The organism is Kitasatospora sp. NPDC057015, from assembly GCF_042673745.1.
Lineage (GTDB): Bacteria > Actinomycetota > Actinomycetes > Streptomycetales > Streptomycetaceae > Kitasatospora.
The window spans coordinates 37,311-52,932 of record NZ_JBHUSG010000046.1; the positions used below are offsets into that span (position 1 = coordinate 37,311).

The window sequence follows — 15,622 nt, forward strand, 5'->3', positions numbered from 1 at the left end:
AACCGACCACCGTGGCACAGCTCTCCCCGCAGTCCCTGCTGGCGCTCGACCGGGCACACGTCTGGCACCCGTACGGGCCGATGCCCGGCACCGTGACCCCGTACGTGGTGGAGTCCGCGTCCGGGGTCCGGCTCCGGTTGGCCGAACCGGCCGGCGGGCACCGGGAGCTGGTGGACGGCATGTCGTCCTGGTGGGCGGCGATCCACGGCTACGGCCACCCGGTGCTGGACGAGGCCGTCCGCGACCAGCTCGGGCGGATGAGCCACGTGATGTTCGGCGGGCTCACCCACGAGCCCGCCGTGCGGCTCGCCGCGACGCTGGTCGAGATCACGCCCGAGCCGCTGCGGCACGTCTTCCTGGCCGACTCCGGCTCGGTGGCCGTCGAGGTCGCGATGAAGATGTGCCTGCAGTACTGGCAGTCGGTGGGGCGCCCGGCCAAGCAGCGCCTGCTGACCTGGCGCGGCGGGTACCACGGCGACACCTTCCACCCGATGTCGGTGTGCGATCCCGAGGGCGGCATGCACCAGCTCTGGGGCGGTGTGCTGCCGCGCCAGCTGTTCGCGGGCGAGCCGCCGGCCGGCTTCGACGCGCCCGTGGACGAGGCGTACGCGCAGGAGCTCTCCGACCTGGTCGAGCGGCACGCCGACGAGCTGGCGGCGATCATCGTCGAGCCCGTGGTCCAGGGTGCCGGCGGCATGCGCTTCCACTCCCCCGACTACCTGCGGCTGCTGCGCCGGCTCTGCGACGAGCACGGCGTGCTGCTGGTCTTCGACGAGATCGCCACCGGCTTCGGCCGCACCGGCGAGCTGTTCGCGGCCGACCACGCCGGCGTCTCGCCGGACGTGATGTGCCTGGGCAAGGCCCTCACCGGCGGCTACCTGACGCTGGCCGCGACCCTCTGCACGAGCGAGCTCGCGGACGGGATCAGCCGGGGCGCCGTCCCCGTGCTGGCCCACGGCCCGACCTTCATGGGCAACCCGCTCGCGACGGCCGTCGCCAACGCCTCGATCGGTCTGCTGCTCGACCAGGACTGGCGGGTGGAGGTGAAGCGGCTGGAGAGCGGCCTGAACACGGCGCTGGCCGGCGCCGCGCAGCTGCCGGGCGTGGCCGACGTCCGGGTGCTCGGCGGGATCGGCGTCGTCCAGCTCGACCATCCGGTGGACATGGCGGCGGCCACCGCGGCGGCGGCCCGCGAGGGCGTCTGGCTGCGGCCCTTCCGGGACCTGATCTACACCATGCCGCCGTACGTCACGGGCGACGAGGACCTGGCCCGGATCGGTGCGGCGGTCACGGCGGCGGCGGTGGCCGGATGAGCGCCGAGGTGCTCTTCGTGACCGGTACCGGGACGGAGGTCGGCAAGACCGTGGCCACGGCGGCGGTCGCCGCGGCGGCCCTGGCCGGCGGACGCCGGGTGGCCGTGCTGAAGCCCGGCCAGACCGGGGTGGCACCGGGCGAAGCCGGGGACGCCGAGGAGGTGGTCCGGCTGGCCGGGCCGCTCACCACCCGTGAACTGGCCCGCTATCCCGAGCCGTTGGCCCCCGACACGGCCGCCCGGCGCAGCGGTCTGCCGACCCTCGACCCGGCCCGGGTGGCCGAGGCGGTGGCCGAGCTGGCCGAGCAGCACGACCTGGTGCTGGTCGAGGGCGCCGGCGGGCTGCTGGTGCGCTACGACGAGCAGGGCCGCACCCTGGCCGACATGGCCCGGGCGTGCGCCGGTCTCGGGCTCGCGCCCGAGGTCCTGGTGGTCGCGGCGGCGGGCCTGGGCACCCTCAACACCACGGCACTGACCGCGGAGGCGCTGCGGGCCCGGGGCCTGTCGCTGCTGGGCGTGCTGGTCGGCTCGTGGCCGCGGGAGGCCGACCTGGCCGCGCGCTGCAACCTGGCCGACCTGCCCGTCGCGGCGGGCGCACCGCTGCTGGGCGTGCTGCCGGCCGGGGCCGGGCGCACGGACACCGCGGGTTTCGGCCCGCTCGCGCTCGCGGCGCTGTCCCCGCGCCTGGGCGGGCACTGGGACGCGGAGGCCTTCACCGCCGCGCACCGGGTGCCGCACCCATAACCCCGGACGGCCCCCGACCGGTGCGGGCTCGGCGGCCCGCCCCGTGACCGGGCCGCCGAGCGGCTCTCAGGCGGACCGGCCGCGCAGGCCGGCCGTGTCGAAGACGACGGTGGACTCGACCACCAGGCCGTCCACCAGTCGCATCCGGTCGGCGCCCTCCCAGGCGGCGGCCCGGCCCTCGACGGTGGCGGTGGCCTCCCAGCCGATGAAGGCGACGTCCCCGTTCAGGGCGTGGGCGATTACCCGTAGCCGCAGGTCCGGGAAGCGCTCCAGGGTGCCGGCCACCTGGGCCCGCCAGTGGTCGAGGCCGACGATCGGTTCGGGGCGGCCGGGCCAGTGCAGCACGATCTCCCGGTGGCTCAGGGTGCCCAGCCGGGCCGGGTCCGGCGCCGCCCAGAAGGCGGACCAGCGGTCGGCGAAGTCCGCCGCGTCGTACCCGGCCCGACGGCCTGCTGCCCCGGTGCCGCTCGCGGCTCCGGTGGCGGTGGGCTGAATATCCGTCATGAGCTGTCCTCTCCCCCGAGGGAAGCTAGTTACATACCAACAGTACGTACTTGCGGTACGCAACTTACGTACCGTTAGTATGTGATGTCAAGAGGAGGCGACCATGGCCAGAAGGACCCAGGCGGACCGCTCGGAGAGCACCACCGGCGACATCGTGGACGCCGCGATCGACCTCTTCGGCCGGGACGGCTACCCGGCCGTCTCGATCGACGAGATCGCCCGCGCGGCCGGCGTCACCAAGGGCGCGGTCTACCACCACTTCGACGGCAAGACCGCACTCCTGCGGGCCGCCTTCGTGCACCAGGAACAGCGCCGCGCAGAGCAGTTGACCCAGGCCGCCGCAGGCTCCGCCGACGCCCTGGCCGCGGTCCGCGCGGGCTGCGCCGCGTTCCTGCGCAGCTGCCTGGACCCGGCGGTGCGGCGGATCCTGCTGCTCGACGGGCCGGCCGTGCTCGGCTGGGAGAGCGTCCGGGCGATCGAGGCCGAGTACAGCGTCGCACTGCTCCGCCGGGGCCTGGGCGCCGCCGTGGCCGAGGGACGGCTGCGCCCCGGCGACCTGGACGTCCGCACCCACCTGTTGCTGGGCGCCCTCTGCGAGGCGGGGATGCTGCTCGCCCGGGCCGCCGACGCCCCGACCGCGCTGGCCGCCGTCACCCGCGAGGTGGACGCGCTGCTCGACGCGTTCGCCGCCCCGGCCGGGGCGTGACACGGCCGGGAGCGGTGGGTGACGGCGGGGCGACGGCACGGGACGGCGGGTCGGATCTCAGCCGCGCCGTCGCCCGCGGTGGTCAGTCGCCGAGCGGCTTCACCCAGCGGGTCCACTGCGGCGAGGGGCCGTAGCCGGTACCCCGCCAGATCCGCTGTCCCAGCTCGTTGTCGTTCAGCACCATCGCGTCGGCCCGGCGACCGCCCAGTTCCTCGAAGCGCCGCTCGGCGGCCTCCAGCAGGGCGGCCCCGATCCCCTGCCGGCGGTGGCGCGGGTCGACCGCCAGGCGGTACAGGTGGCAGCGCCAGCCGTCCCAGCCGGCGATCACGGTGCCGACCACCGCACCGTCGAGTTCGGCGACGATCAGCGCCTGCGGGTCCCTGGCGATCAGCCGGGCCACACCGTCGGGGTCGTCGGTGATGCTCGTGCCCTTCGCCGCCAGGTCCCAGAACTCCAGCAGGGCGGGTACCTCGTCGAGAACCGCGGTACGGATGATCAGATCAGTCATACCGACTGTCTACCAGCCGGACCGGGCCCCGTACGAAGGGTTTCCCCCGGGCCGCCGCCGCGCGTGGCACCGCCCCGCCCGCTCCGACTCGGTGCGAGGGCGGGGGCGGGGGCGGGGGCGGGGGAAGGAGTCCGACGGTGCTCGTCGATCTGCGGGACCGGCCGAAGGACTCAGGCCTCGCCGCGGGCGACTTCCAGGAACCGTGCGACCAGGGGGTCGGGGTCGTCCTGACGCCAGGTCATCGCCACGGTGGTGCGCGCGTCGCTCGGCTCGATCCGGCGGTAGGCGACACCCCTGAGGCGGATCCGGCGGATGCTCGCCGGGGCGAGCGAGACCCCGAGCCCCGCCTCGACGAGTGCGCAGACCGTCTGCCACTCCACCGCCTGCTGGCCGAGGCGGGGCTCGAAACCCGCACTGCGGCACAGGTCCAGGATCCGGTTGCGGACGGTCGGCCCGGCACTGTCCGGCAGCAGCACGAACGGCTCGTCCGCCAGCGCCTCGACCGGGACGACGCGTCGGGCCGCGAGGGGGTGGCCGACCGGCAGGACGGCGACGAACTCCTCGGACAGGAGCGTCTCGCTCCTCAGCCCCGGCTCGTCCGGCGGCTCCCGGAGGAGCCCGACGTCGATCACGTGCTCGCGCAGGGCCGCCACCTGCGGCGCCGTGGTCATCTCACGGATCTCCAGTTCCACTCCGGGGTACCGGCCGCGGTAGGCGCGCAACAGACCCGGCAGGAGGGTCAGCGCCAGTGACGCGGAGAAGCCGACCCTGATCCGACCGGCCGCACCGCCGCCGACCCGCCGGGCCGCCTCCAGGCCGACGGTGACCTGGTCGAGCGCACGTCGAGCGGCCGGCAGGAGTTCGTGTCCTGCCGCGGTGAGGGCCACCCGGCCAGGCCCTCGGGTGAACAGCGGGTAGCCCACCTTCGCCTCCAGGCGGCGAATCTGCTGGCTGAGCGGCGGCTGCGCGATGCCGAGCCGCTCCGCCGCGCGTCCGAAGTGGAGCTCCTCGGCGAGGACCGCGAAGGCGTGCAGTTGTTGGAGTCCGAGCTCCGGGCGGTTCATAGCTGTAGAGATATCACTTCATGCTCTGCGACGTATTGGACATATCACTGCTGGTTGCCTAGCTTTCGCCGCATGACAGAGCGACGCGTGATCCTGAGTGGTTCCACCTTCGAGGAGGAGATCGGCTACGCCCGGGCGGTGGTCGACGGCGACTGGGTGCACGTGTCCGGGACGACCGGGTTCGACTACGCAACCATGACCATCTCCGACGACGTGATCGAACAGGCCGAGCAGTGCCTGCGCACCGTCGAAGCGGCACTGGCCGAGGCCGGCTGCTCGTTCGGCGACGTCGTCCGGGTCAGGTACCTGCTGCCCGACCGCGAGGACTTCGAGCCGTGCTGGCCCACGCTGCGCCGCTGCTTCGGCGACATCCGGCCCGCCGCGACGATGCTCGTGTGCGGCCTGGCCGACCCCCGGATGAAGATCGAGATCGAGGTGTACGCCCGGCGGCCCGCGGCGCCGGCGGGCTCGTAGGCCGCCGGCCGGCCGTCAGCAGAAGTCCGTGGGTCACCCACGGCCGGCCGGAACACCGCGGGCTCACCCGCCCGGGGGCACCGCCGGGCCGAGCCGCCACACCGTGGTCGTCTTCAGGGCGGCGTCCTCCAGATCGGCCACCACCGGGACCTCGTACGCGGCCAGCGCGGTGAACCGCCCGTGCGGGAGGTACGCCCGGCCCGGGTCCCCCACCAGCACCACGGCGCCCCTGGCCTGCGCGCGCTCCAGGAAGGGCAGGAACCGGGCGGCCATCCCCCGCTCGTAGAAGACGTCCCCGGCGAGCACCACCTCGGCCGGTCCACCGTCCCCGTCCAGCAGGTCCTCGACCGCCGCGTCGATCCGCACCCCGTTCGCCTCCGCGTTGATCCGGACGGCCGCCACGGCGTAGGCGTCGATCTCGGCGGCGCGCACCGCGGCGGCGCCCGCCTTGGCCGCCGCGATCCCGACCAGCCCCGACCCGGCCGCGAGGTCGAGCACCGTACGGCCCGCCACCAGTTCGGGGTGGTCGAGCACGTAGCGGGCGACGGCCACACCGCCGGCCCAGGCGAACGCCCAGAACGGGGGCGGCAGTCCGATCTCGCCGCGTGCGGCCTCGGTCGACTCCCAGAGCGCGATCGCGTCGTCCGCCATGTGCAGGCTGATCTCGGGGACGAAGGGAACGAGAGCCGGCCGGGTCCTCTCCCGCACGAAGGCGGGATCCGACAGTGCGGTGGTGCCCGGGTGGTGCGTGCGGAGCTCGTTCGGCATGCCCGCAGCATAGAGGCCTCCCGCGGGCTCCGATGACCGTCGAACGGGCGCGCGCCCCGGCACCCGCACGCCCGACACCCGCACGCGTCGGACGCCGCGCGCCGGTGATCCGGGAGCACCTGCTCCCGCCGCGCGATCGGCGCCCGCTCACGCGTCCGCGTGAACGCCCCGGGGCGTCGGGGCCGGCCGCGGCCCCACCCCCGCTACCTTCGCAACGGAGAGAAGGTTCGACCACGGAGGAGCGCATGGGCGGCGACGGACACACCTTCAGGATCCATCCTGCGATCGGCATCGCTCGGGTCGGCAACAGCGAGGAGGACTTCGTCGGGCCGGAGGTTCCGGACCGCCCGCCCGCCGCGCCCGGGGGCTTCAAGGACGCCGAAGGCCGGATCAAGCGGCAGGCCGCCCGCTTCCGGATCTACGCGTACGACGCCGACGGCGCCGCCGTCCGCGAGGTGGTGGTGGGCCGGGACGGCGTCAGGGACGTCTCCTGGACGGTGCACCTGGCGAACAAGAAGGCGGCCTGGTACCAGTTCTACGTGCCGCTCGACGTGCCCGACGGCAGACGGCTGAAACAGCGCCAGTACGGCCGGCGCAACGCCGGGTTCCAGGGCGACCGCGAGGCCCTGGTCATCGACCCCGGCCCGCGGACGGTGTCGGCCGGCGAGCGGCAGCAGGAACGGATCAGCGGCCAGATCCTCGGGCAGAAGGCCCACCTGGGGGACCTCCGCGGCGAGGCGGCGGGCTCGCTGCTCGTCCTCGGCGGCCGGGGAGCGGCCGGCTCCTGGGCGGATCCGCCGCGGCCGATCACCGGGATCGCCAACAACGACACCTGGTTCGACGACGTCTCGGACGGCCCGGTCACCGCGCGGATCGTCCTCGACGACGGCGGGGAGATCGAGGCGACCGGCGCCTGGGCGGTGGTCGCGCCGCCGGACTACGCCCCGGCCGTGCGGAGCATCCGCACCCTGCACGACCTGCTGCTCGACGTCTTCGTCGGCAACGGCACGCTGCCCGCACCCGCCCCGGTCACCTACGCCGGACACATCGAGCCGATCCTGGCCCGCTTCTGCGGACTGCAGTGGGTGAACCGCGGCTTCGCCGCCCAGTTCGGCTGGGGCGCTCCCAACGACTTCCTCGCCCCGGCGATGCGCGCACGCCTGGCCGACCCGCTCCCCCGGAACCGGGAGTTCCGTACGCAGATCTACAACTCGCTGCGCGACTACGACCGCGACGGGCGCTCCCCCGCGCCCTGGCCGTGGATCTACGGCGACGGCATGGCCGTCCCGCCCAGGTCGGACCTCCAGCACCTGGCCCTCACCACCACCCAGAACCGGTTGCTGGAGGAGTGGGCCGCCGGCCGGTTCACCCCCGGCACGAGGACGACGCCCGACTCGCTCGCCGACGCCCCCGTCGCCGACCGGCCGGGCCTGCTGGACCGCGCGGCCCTGGAGGCCTGCGCCGCCGACGCCTTCCACCCCGGCTGCGAGGTCACCTGGCCGGTCCGTCACGACACCATGTACACCGAGCCGTTCCGCATCCGCCACCGCACCGCGCAGGACGGCCCGGAACCCGACTACGGCCCCCTGCTCACCCCGGAGATCGCCCTCTCCGTCCACGGCCCGCTGTACGCGCAGGGGCCCGGCGACCTCACCCGCTGGATGGCGGCGCCCTGGCAGACCGACACCGCCGGCTGTCGCTCGGGCTACGAACTCGCCGACAACGTCAACGCCCGCTACAGCCCCTACCTGCCGACCTTCTGGCCCGCCCAGGTGCCCAACCAGGTGCTCAAGGAAACGGACTTCGTCCTGGTCAACGCACCGGGCGACGACGAGGCCCGGGCCGACGCCTTCGAGCGGCGCGCCGTCTGGCTGCGCGGGCTCACCGCCACCGACAAGATCAAGCAGCTCCAGCAGATGACCGAGACCTGGTGGAAGTTCGGCATCGTCGAGGAGCGCTCCTACGACGTGGGGGACGAGCGGTTCCCCCGCACGATCCTCGTCGAGTCCACCCCGGCGGCGCCGCTCGACCAGGCCCCCGACCACCACAACCTGATCAACGTGCACGTGCCGCAGGCCGGTGTGCCGGGCCTCTCGGAGGCCGCCGCCGGTGCGGCCCTCGACCGGGCCGTGGAGGTGGCCCTGGAGGGAACGGCCTTCCGGGCGGAGGACGTCTCCGCCGGCTACCTGGAGAAGGTCGACCCCTTCCAGGAGTGGCAGTGAGCCCGGCGCGGGCTCAGTCGGGGACGGGGAGGGGAACGGGGACGGGGACGGTAGTGGACGCGACGGCGGTGGGGCCCGGAACGGGCCCGACGGAGGCGGCCCGGCCCACGGCGCGCCAGGAGGCTCGTCACGGGAACCGCCACGAGGTGCGCTACGAGGTGGTGGTCGCGGGCGGCGGGCCCGCCGGGTGCGCCGCCGCCCTCACCCTCGCCCGGGCCGGCCGGGAGGTCCTGCTCGTCGACGCCGGCAGCGGCCCGCCCAAGGCCGGCGAGTCCCTGGTCTCGGTCGCCGGAGTGCTGCTCGGCGACCTCGGGATCAGGCACCCGGTCCTCGGGTCCGGGCACCTGCCCTGCCACGGCAACCTCTCGGCCTGGGGGTCGTCCGAACTCCACGCCACGCACTCGATCCGGGACCCGTACGGCCACGGCTGGCACCTCGACCGGGCCCTGTTCGACCAGCGGCTGCGCGCCGCCGCCCGGGCGGCCGGCGCGGACCTGCTCGAACGCACCGCCGTCCGGACGCCCGTACGGACACCGGACGGAAGCTGGACCCTGGAACTGCGCGGCCCCGGCGGCCGCCGGACGGTGCGGTGCGACTGGCTGGTGGACGCCACCGGGCGCACCGCCGCCCTCGCCACCCGCTGCGGCGCCCGTCGCCACGTCCACGACCGCCTGACGGCCACCCACCTCACCCTCGCGCCGCGGCCGGACGCGGTCGACGGCTGCTCCCTGGTCGAGTCGGGCCCGGACGGCTGGTGGTACACCGCCCTGCTGCCCTCCCGTGGCCGACTGGTCGCCTACTTCACGGATGCCGACCTGCCCGCGGCGGCGCCCGGCGACGCCGAGCGGTTCCGGCAGCGGATGCTGCAGACCCGTCACATCGCGGCACGGGCGGAGTCGCACGCCCTCGCGCCCGGCAGCGCGCCGAGGCGCGCGCCGGCGCACAGTGCCCGACTGGACCGGCCCTGGGGCGACGGTTGGATCGCCGCCGGCGACGCCGCCGCCGCCTTCGACCCGCTCTCCTCGCAGGGCGTCCTCACCGCCCTGGTCACCGGCCTGAACGCGGGGGATGCCCTCGACGCCCGACTGCGCGGCCACCGCCGGGCCCTCGCCGAGTACGGCGAGGGGGTGCGATCGGCGTACGCGGCCTACCTCCTCGACCACCGCAGCGTCCACCGGCTGGAGGGCCGTTGGGCCGACCGGCCGTTCTGGGCCCGTCGGGTGGCCGATGCCGACACCGGCGCCCGGCCCGCGCCGTCCGCGGTGGGAGGCCCGTCCGCGCCGCCCCGGTGACCTGCGCGACTCCCCCGCCCCGGCGGGCGGGCCGGGCGGCGTGACCGGGGCGTGCGGGCCGGTCGCGGGCCACCCACGGCAGGGCCGCTGGCCGGGCCGAGCGACCCGGGCGCCCACCGGACCGGCGCAGCGGCGGGGAGCACCGTGCGCGGCGGGCGCCGGAGCGTCGGCGAGCGGGACGGCGACGGGTGGGGCATCGGCGAGCGGGACGGCGGTGAGCGGGCCCGCGACCGGCCCGGCCCGGCCCCCGGAGGCGGGCACCCACAGATCCGTACCATTTCGATACCGAAGCCGTTATGAGCTGCGGAAATGCTCGCCCACCGACAGGCTCACGGGTAGCATCCCGCTCACGCCCTCCGGTCACCGCCGCACCGTCGCACGCGCTCCGGAAGGGCGTGTCCCGCGGTGCGTCAGAAGCCACCGCGCACTCGAACTCGGCACCGCGCGCCAGAGTTGTCGCGCGAACGCGGAAGGGTAGCGCCTTGTCGGATCGGCTCACCGGAGGAGACTCCTCGCTGCTGCGGCGGATCAACGCCGCCGTCACGCTTCGCGCACTGCGATCCGGTCAGTCGGTGACCCTCACTCAGCTGGTCGGTGACACCGGGCTCTCCCGGCCCACCGTCGAAGGCGTGATCGAGAGTCTGGTGGAGTCCGGCCTCGTCGCCGAGGTCGAGCACGCCCAGAGTGCGGCGCAGCCCGGCGGCGGACGGCAGCGCGGGCGCCCGGCCCGCTGGTTCCGGTTCCGGGCCGAGGCCGGGCACATCCTCGGCGTCGAGATCGGTGTGCACGACATCCGGGTGATCCTCGCCGACCTGGCCGGCGAGGTGGTCGGCACGCACTTCAAACCGGTGGACGAGGCGCTGGACGCCGAGGAGCGGCTGAGCGCGGTGCGCGGCACCGTCGCCGAGGTGCTGCGCAAGGCCGGGATCTCCCGGGACAACCTCTGGGCGGTCGGCGTCGGCAGCCCCGGCATCGTCGACCGCGACGGCACCATCCAGCTCGGCACGGCGATGCCCGGCTGGACCGGGCTCGATCTCGGGGGCCGGCTGCGGCGCTCGTTCCGCTGTCCGGTCCTGATCGAGAACGACGCCAACCTGGCCGCCATCGCCGAGCACTGGCAGGGCGCCGCGGTCGGCATGGGCGACGTGGTGTTCGTGATGGCCGGCCTCAGCCCCGGCGCCGGCTCGCTGATCAACGGGAAGCTGCACCGCGGCTTCGGCGGCGCGGCCGGCGAGATCGGCGCCCTGCACCTGCTGGGCCGGGAGGCCACCCCCGAGCGACTGCTCTCCACCTCGGGCAAGCCGCTGGACCCGCTGGACGAGGCGGCGGTGGCCCGGGTGCTGCGGCTGGCCCGCGAGGGCGACGAGGTCGCCCAGGTCGCGATGGACCGCTTCCTCGGCAAGCTGGTGCACGACGTGGCCGCACTGGTCCTCGCGATAGACCCGCAACTGGTCGTGGTGGGCGGCTGGGCCGCCGGGCTCGACGGCGTGCTGGAGCCGCTGCGCGAGCAACTGGCCCTGTACACCCTGCGGGCGCCGGAGGTCGCGCTCGCGGCCCTGGGCTCCGAGGTGGTGGCGATGGGGGCGCTGCGGGTGGCCCTCGACCACGTCGAGGACCAGCTCTTCGCGGTGGACCCGCCGACCAACGGCGGCGGCCGGGCGTAGGCCCGGCCCGGCGGGGGCGGGGGTCGGATCGGGGGACGGGTCGGGGGACGGGTCGGGGGACGGAAGTCGAAGTCGGCGGTCGGATCGGGGGCCGGCGCCGTTCCTCCTGCCTGCCCACCTGCCAGCCTCCTTGCCCTGCCCGGCGTGCCACCGACCGGTACGGCTACGGGCGGACGCCGACGACATGACGCCGGGGCCCCGTTCACCGGATCTGGTGAACGGGGCCCCGGCGGTCGGTCGGGTCCACCGTTCGGGCTGCGGTGGATCGGACGCGGTGGGTCGGAAGGGGGGTGACTCCGGAGGGGTGCCTCAGGAGGCGGTGGCGACGACGGCACCGGAGGTCACCGGGGTGACCTCGACCAGGCCGGTCTCGCCGAAGGTGAGCTTGCAGGTGTCGGCACGGTAGGTGGAGACGGCCAGGGCGACCAGACGGCCACCGGCCGCGTACTGGCTGGTCACGACCAGGACCGGGGTGCCCGGCGGGCGCTCCAGCAGGGAGGCCTCCTGCGCCTCGGCGACACCGAGCTCGACCGAGCGGGACTCGCCGTCGACCTCCAGGCGCTCCAGGTGGCGCAGCACCGAGCGGGCGCGGTCGTTCTCCGCGCGGAAGCCCGGCAGGTGCGGCAGCGCGGACGAGGGGACGTGCAGCAGCTCGCTCGCCACGTTCTGGCCCTGGACCATCCGCACCCGGCGGACGGAGTGGACGATCTCGCCCTCCGGGACGCCGAGGCTCTTCGCGAGCTGCGCGCCGGCCGGGGCGCTGGTGCAGTCGACGGTTCGCCAGGCCTGGCTGCGGGCGGTGCCGGGCCAGCCCTCCTCGCGGCGGCTGACCGGGACGCCCACGCGGGGTGCGGCGACCAGGGTGCCGATGCCGCGGCGACGGACCAGGCGGCCCTCCAGCTCCAGCTGGTCGAGCGCCTGGCGCAGCGTGGCGCGGGCCACGCCGAAGCGCGCCGACAGCTCGCGCTCGTTGGGAAGGACCTGGCCGGTCGAGAACTCCGTGTCAATGGCGCGAAGAAGCACGGTACGCAGGTGCCAGTACTTCGGCTCCGGCACCGCCGCGAGTTGTCCTGTCGTGCCCACCATGTCCTCCACCCGGCCCGAAGGGACGTCGGCCAGCCCGTGCCCGGTGTTGCGGCAGGTGGGAGAGCGGGCTTTATCCGTCCTTCTTTATTAAAGGTCTTTGCAGTAAGTGACAGTAGGGGGTGTGTCGGGAGATGGTCAAGACCAATGCACGGCCTTGATGAGGATGAATCGTGGATTCATGGCGCGTTCATGAAGTGAACGCCCGCGACGCGCCCGCGTACGGCCCTCCGGCGTCCGGTGTCAACGGGCGCCTCCGGCGCTGGGTAGGCTGCCCCGGTGACCGTGGTGACGAGTGTGAATGTGAACGGGATCCGGGCAGCCGCGAAGAAGGGCTTCACGGAGTGGCTGGCGGCCACCGAGGCGGACGTCGTCTGCCTTCAGGAGGTGCGGGCCGAGGCCGACCAGCTGCCGGTCGAGCTCCGGGATCTGCCCGGCTGGCACGCCGTGTGGGCGCCGTCCGTGGCCAAGGGCCGGGCCGGCGTGGCCGTGCTCTCGCGGTCAAAGCCTGAACGCACGACGATCGGCTTCGGATCGGATGAATTCGACAATTCGGGCAGGTATGTCGAAATCGACCTTCCGGGTCTGACGATCGCCAGCCTCTATCTCCCGTCCGGCGAGGTCGGCACCGAGCGCCAGGAGGAAAAGGAGCGGTTCATGGCCGAGTTCCTGCTCCACCTCGGCAAGCTGCGCGAGCGCGCGGCCGGCGAGGGCCGCGAGGTCGTGGTGTGCGGTGACTGGAACATCGCCCACCGCCCCGAGGACCTCAAGAACTGGAAGGCCAACCAGAAGGCCGCCGGTTTCCTCCCCGAGGAGCGCGCCTGGCTCGACCTGGTCCTCGGCGACACCGGCTACGTCGACGTGGTCCGCGCCCTCCACCCCGACCGCACCGGCCCCTACACCTGGTGGTCCTACCGCGGCCGCGCCTTCGACAACGACTCGGGCTGGCGGATCGACTACCAGATCACCACCCCGGGCCTCGCCGCCCGCGCCACCGAGGCGATCGTGGAGCGCGCCGCCACCCACGCCGAGCGCTGGAGCGACCACGCTCCCGTCACCGTGGTCTACGACCACACCTCCTGACGCTCCTTCTCGGGCCGGGCCCCTCGCGCCGGGCCCCTCGCGGAGGGTCGTCGTGTCCATGCCCGGGCGGCGGCACCGTCGCCGCCCGGGCATGCGCTCGACGGCTCCGCCGTGGTCACGGTTCTCCTGGCGGGCGGCCCGGCCGCCCAGCGGGCGAGCCGTCGGACCGGAGGCCGCCGGCGCCCCGCGGACCGCGGGCGGCGGTTTACGTCGGGGGCCGGGTGTGCCAGGCTGGGAGAGTGCGTGGGTTCCCCGCACCCGACGGCGGGAAACCCGGCTCCGGTGTCCGGAATTGTCACCCTCCGTCACCCGGCCCGATGCGGGCCGACAGTGACGCCGTGTGCCCGGGACTCCGGTCGGCCGGGCCCGGAAGCGCCGCCGGACGCGGTGGGCAGTCCCGGTCCCGTGCTCACGCACCGCAGCCGTCGAGCGGGGCCGCCGGCAAGGTGGTGAGTACCGTGAGCCTGGTTCAGATCGAAGGCTCCGAGGAGGTCCTGCGTACCGTGCAGGGCATTCCGGAGCTCCACCTGGTGCGTTCGAGCCTGGAGTCCCGTTCCGACCACCGGTACAAGGTCGCGGCGTACGCGTCCGACCAGGCGGTCGATGCGGCGCTCGCGCAGGGTGCGCAGGTGACGGTGCTGCTCTCCTCGGAGGGCGTCGACGAGCACCACGCCCGGATGTCGGCCGTGATCGGCCAGGGGTACACCGACCGCGGGGAGGTGTGAACGATGCCCCCTCCGTACGCAACGCCCACCGTGCCGCAGACACCGGCCCAGATCGAGGCGGCACTCGCCGACCTCGCGGCCACCTTCCCCGCCCTGTGCACGCTCGGTGAGTTCCCGAACCGCAGCGTCGAGAACCGGAAGATCCACTTCGTCCGGATCGCGAACGCACCGCAGAACGGCCGTCCGGCCGTGGTGCTGACCGGAGGTGTCCACGCACGCGAGTCCGCGCCGCCGGACGCGCTGGTCCACTTCGCGCAGAACGTCCTGGTGAGCCGCACCACCGGCGACGACATCGTCTTCCCCGCGACGTCCTGCCGGCCGCTGCCGGCCGGGCCGACGGTGACCTACCCTCCGTTCACCGTCCCGGCCGTCGAGGTGGAGCGGATCCTGAACGGCGTCGACCTCTACGTCGCGCCGCTGATCAACCCCGACGGCCGGCTGTTCGACCAGCTGAACCCGCCGTCCGACCCGATCGGTGCCGGCTGGCGCAAGAACCGGCGGTCCCACCCCGACCCGGCCAGGATCGGGGTGGACATCAACCGCAACCACGACATCGCCTGGAGGTTCGAGGACTACTACGACATGGAGGTCTACCTGTCCTTCTACCAGGGCGGCCCCGCCTCCACGGACACCAGGGCGGAGACCTACCGGGGCCCCTCCGCGGCCTCCGAGCCGGAGACCGCCAACGTGCAGTGGCTCGTCGACGACACCAGGGCCACCTACTTCGTCGACGTCCACCAGTTCGGCCGCAAGGTCCTGCTCAGCTGGGGCATCGAGGACAACGGCAGCGACCCGTCCATGAACTTCTCCTCCCCCGCCTGGACGGGAAAGCGGGACGGCCTCCGCCCGGGCAGCCCTGGCCTGCCGCCGGGCCGACCCGACTACCGGGAGTTCGTCACCGACGCCCCGCCGCACTTCGTGCGCAAGACCCTCGTCACCCTCGCCGGTGAGATGCGCGACGCCATCCTGCGCAGCGCCGGCGTGGACCCGACCGTCAGCACCGCACAACCCCAGCGCGCCCACTCCACCTACGACGTCGGCCAGAGCGCCTCGCTCTACCACCCGCTGGGCGGACCGGTCACCGGCACCACCGACGACTACGCCTTCCGCCGGCAGTTCGACGACCCGACCAGGGCACCGGTCTTCGCCTTCACCATCGAGACCGGGCACGAGGAGGAGTCCGGGTTCCACCCCGACTACGACAGCCCGCCCGGGCACTACGCCAAGATCGAACGAGAGGTGCACGCGGCGCTGATGGCGCTCTGCAACTTCGCTTCCTGAGAGCCGAGTTGCCGGATCGTCCGGAACGCGTACCGGGCCGGCCGCCCGACTCCCGGGCCGGCGCGGCCCGGCGCGTCAGGCGTCCGGCGGCCCCGCCCGAGAGCCACTCGACCCCGTTGACGCACGGAGCCCGCGACTCCGACTCCGCCGCCACCGGGGTGACGTTCCGTGACCACCGACCGTGCGACGAAC

General features: G+C 74.2%; 15 protein-coding genes. 10 read left to right on the plus strand and 5 right to left on the minus strand.

Annotation, left to right across the window (positions count from 1 at the left end; translation table 11 throughout):
* Positions 1-11: 11 nt before the first annotated feature.
* Entirely contained in the window at positions 12-1,313 is a 1,302-nt protein-coding gene (locus tag ACFTWP_RS32330; protein ID WP_380268525.1) for an adenosylmethionine--8-amino-7-oxononanoate transaminase, read from the plus strand.
* Entirely contained in the window at positions 1,310-2,056 is a 747-nt protein-coding gene (gene bioD / locus ACFTWP_RS32335) for a dethiobiotin synthase (RefSeq protein ID WP_380268526.1), read from the plus strand. Before ACFTWP_RS32330 ends, bioD begins: the two co-directional genes overlap by 4 nt.
* Positions 2,057-2,122: 66 nt before the next feature.
* Here the strand turns inward: bioD and ACFTWP_RS32340 are convergent, their stop codons facing one another.
* Complete coding sequence (locus tag ACFTWP_RS32340) at positions 2,123-2,560, minus strand: nuclear transport factor 2 family protein (RefSeq protein ID WP_380268527.1); 438 nt, start codon at positions 2,558-2,560, stop codon at positions 2,123-2,125.
* 103 nt (positions 2,561-2,663) lie between these two features.
* Here ACFTWP_RS32340 and ACFTWP_RS32345 point away from each other — a divergent pair, with 103 nt between their 5' ends.
* Positions 2,664-3,266 (plus strand): TetR/AcrR family transcriptional regulator, encoded by a 603-nt coding sequence (locus ACFTWP_RS32345; protein ID WP_380268528.1) that lies wholly within the window; start codon positions 2,664-2,666, stop codon positions 3,264-3,266.
* 82 nt (positions 3,267-3,348) lie between these two features.
* On the opposite strand, the gene ACFTWP_RS32350 is transcribed toward ACFTWP_RS32345, so the two are convergent.
* The gene (locus ACFTWP_RS32350; RefSeq protein WP_380268529.1) at positions 3,349-3,774 is read right to left on the minus strand and encodes a GNAT family N-acetyltransferase; all 426 of its coding nucleotides are present in this window, start codon (positions 3,772-3,774) and stop codon (positions 3,349-3,351) included.
* Between the two features lie 170 nt (positions 3,775-3,944).
* On the minus strand, positions 3,945-4,838 hold the full coding sequence (locus ACFTWP_RS32355; protein WP_380268530.1) for a LysR family transcriptional regulator: 894 nt from the start codon (positions 4,836-4,838) through the stop codon (positions 3,945-3,947).
* A 72-nt stretch (positions 4,839-4,910) separates the two neighbouring features.
* Between ACFTWP_RS32355 and ACFTWP_RS32360 the strand changes: the two genes are divergently transcribed.
* The gene (locus ACFTWP_RS32360) at positions 4,911-5,312 is read left to right on the plus strand and encodes a RidA family protein (RefSeq protein WP_380268531.1); all 402 of its coding nucleotides are present in this window, start codon (positions 4,911-4,913) and stop codon (positions 5,310-5,312) included.
* A gap of 63 nt (positions 5,313-5,375) precedes the next feature.
* Here ACFTWP_RS32360 and ACFTWP_RS32365 read toward each other — a convergent pair whose 3' ends face one another.
* Complete coding sequence (locus ACFTWP_RS32365; protein WP_380268532.1) at positions 5,376-6,080, minus strand: class I SAM-dependent methyltransferase; 705 nt, start codon at positions 6,078-6,080, stop codon at positions 5,376-5,378.
* Between the two features lie 245 nt (positions 6,081-6,325).
* Here ACFTWP_RS32365 and ACFTWP_RS32370 point away from each other — a divergent pair, with 245 nt between their 5' ends.
* The 3 genes from ACFTWP_RS32370 (at position 6,326) to ACFTWP_RS32380 (ending at position 11,258) form a co-directional block, all read left to right on the plus strand.
* On the plus strand, positions 6,326-8,302 hold the full coding sequence (locus ACFTWP_RS32370; protein WP_380268533.1) for a LodA/GoxA family CTQ-dependent oxidase: 1,977 nt from the start codon (positions 6,326-6,328) through the stop codon (positions 8,300-8,302).
* A 146-nt stretch (positions 8,303-8,448) separates the two neighbouring features.
* Positions 8,449-9,594, plus strand: a complete 1,146-nt coding sequence (locus ACFTWP_RS32375) for an NAD(P)/FAD-dependent oxidoreductase (RefSeq protein WP_380268534.1) — start codon at positions 8,449-8,451, stop codon at positions 9,592-9,594.
* 482 nt (positions 9,595-10,076) lie between these two features.
* Positions 10,077-11,258, plus strand: a complete 1,182-nt coding sequence (locus ACFTWP_RS32380) for an ROK family protein (protein WP_380268535.1) — start codon at positions 10,077-10,079, stop codon at positions 11,256-11,258.
* A gap of 309 nt (positions 11,259-11,567) precedes the next feature.
* Here the strand turns inward: ACFTWP_RS32380 and ACFTWP_RS32385 are convergent, their stop codons facing one another.
* Positions 11,568-12,341 carry a GntR family transcriptional regulator gene (locus tag ACFTWP_RS32385; protein WP_380268552.1) on the minus strand — a complete coding sequence of 258 codons (774 nt, stop codon included), beginning with the start codon at positions 12,339-12,341 and terminating at the stop codon, positions 11,568-11,570.
* Positions 12,342-12,629: 288 nt separating this feature from the next.
* Here ACFTWP_RS32385 and ACFTWP_RS32390 point away from each other — a divergent pair, with 288 nt between their 5' ends.
* The 3 genes from ACFTWP_RS32390 (at position 12,630) to ACFTWP_RS32400 (ending at position 15,430) form a co-directional block, all read left to right on the plus strand.
* Positions 12,630-13,424 (plus strand): exodeoxyribonuclease III, encoded by a 795-nt coding sequence (locus ACFTWP_RS32390; RefSeq protein WP_380268553.1) that lies wholly within the window; start codon positions 12,630-12,632, stop codon positions 13,422-13,424.
* 458 nt (positions 13,425-13,882) lie between these two features.
* A complete protein-coding gene (locus ACFTWP_RS32395; protein WP_380268536.1) occupies positions 13,883-14,149 on the plus strand; it encodes a hypothetical protein in 267 nt (88 codons plus the stop codon).
* A gap of 3 nt (positions 14,150-14,152) precedes the next feature.
* Positions 14,153-15,430, plus strand: a complete 1,278-nt coding sequence (locus tag ACFTWP_RS32400; protein WP_380268537.1) for a M14 family zinc carboxypeptidase — start codon at positions 14,153-14,155, stop codon at positions 15,428-15,430.
* Positions 15,431-15,622: the final 192 nt, after the last annotated feature.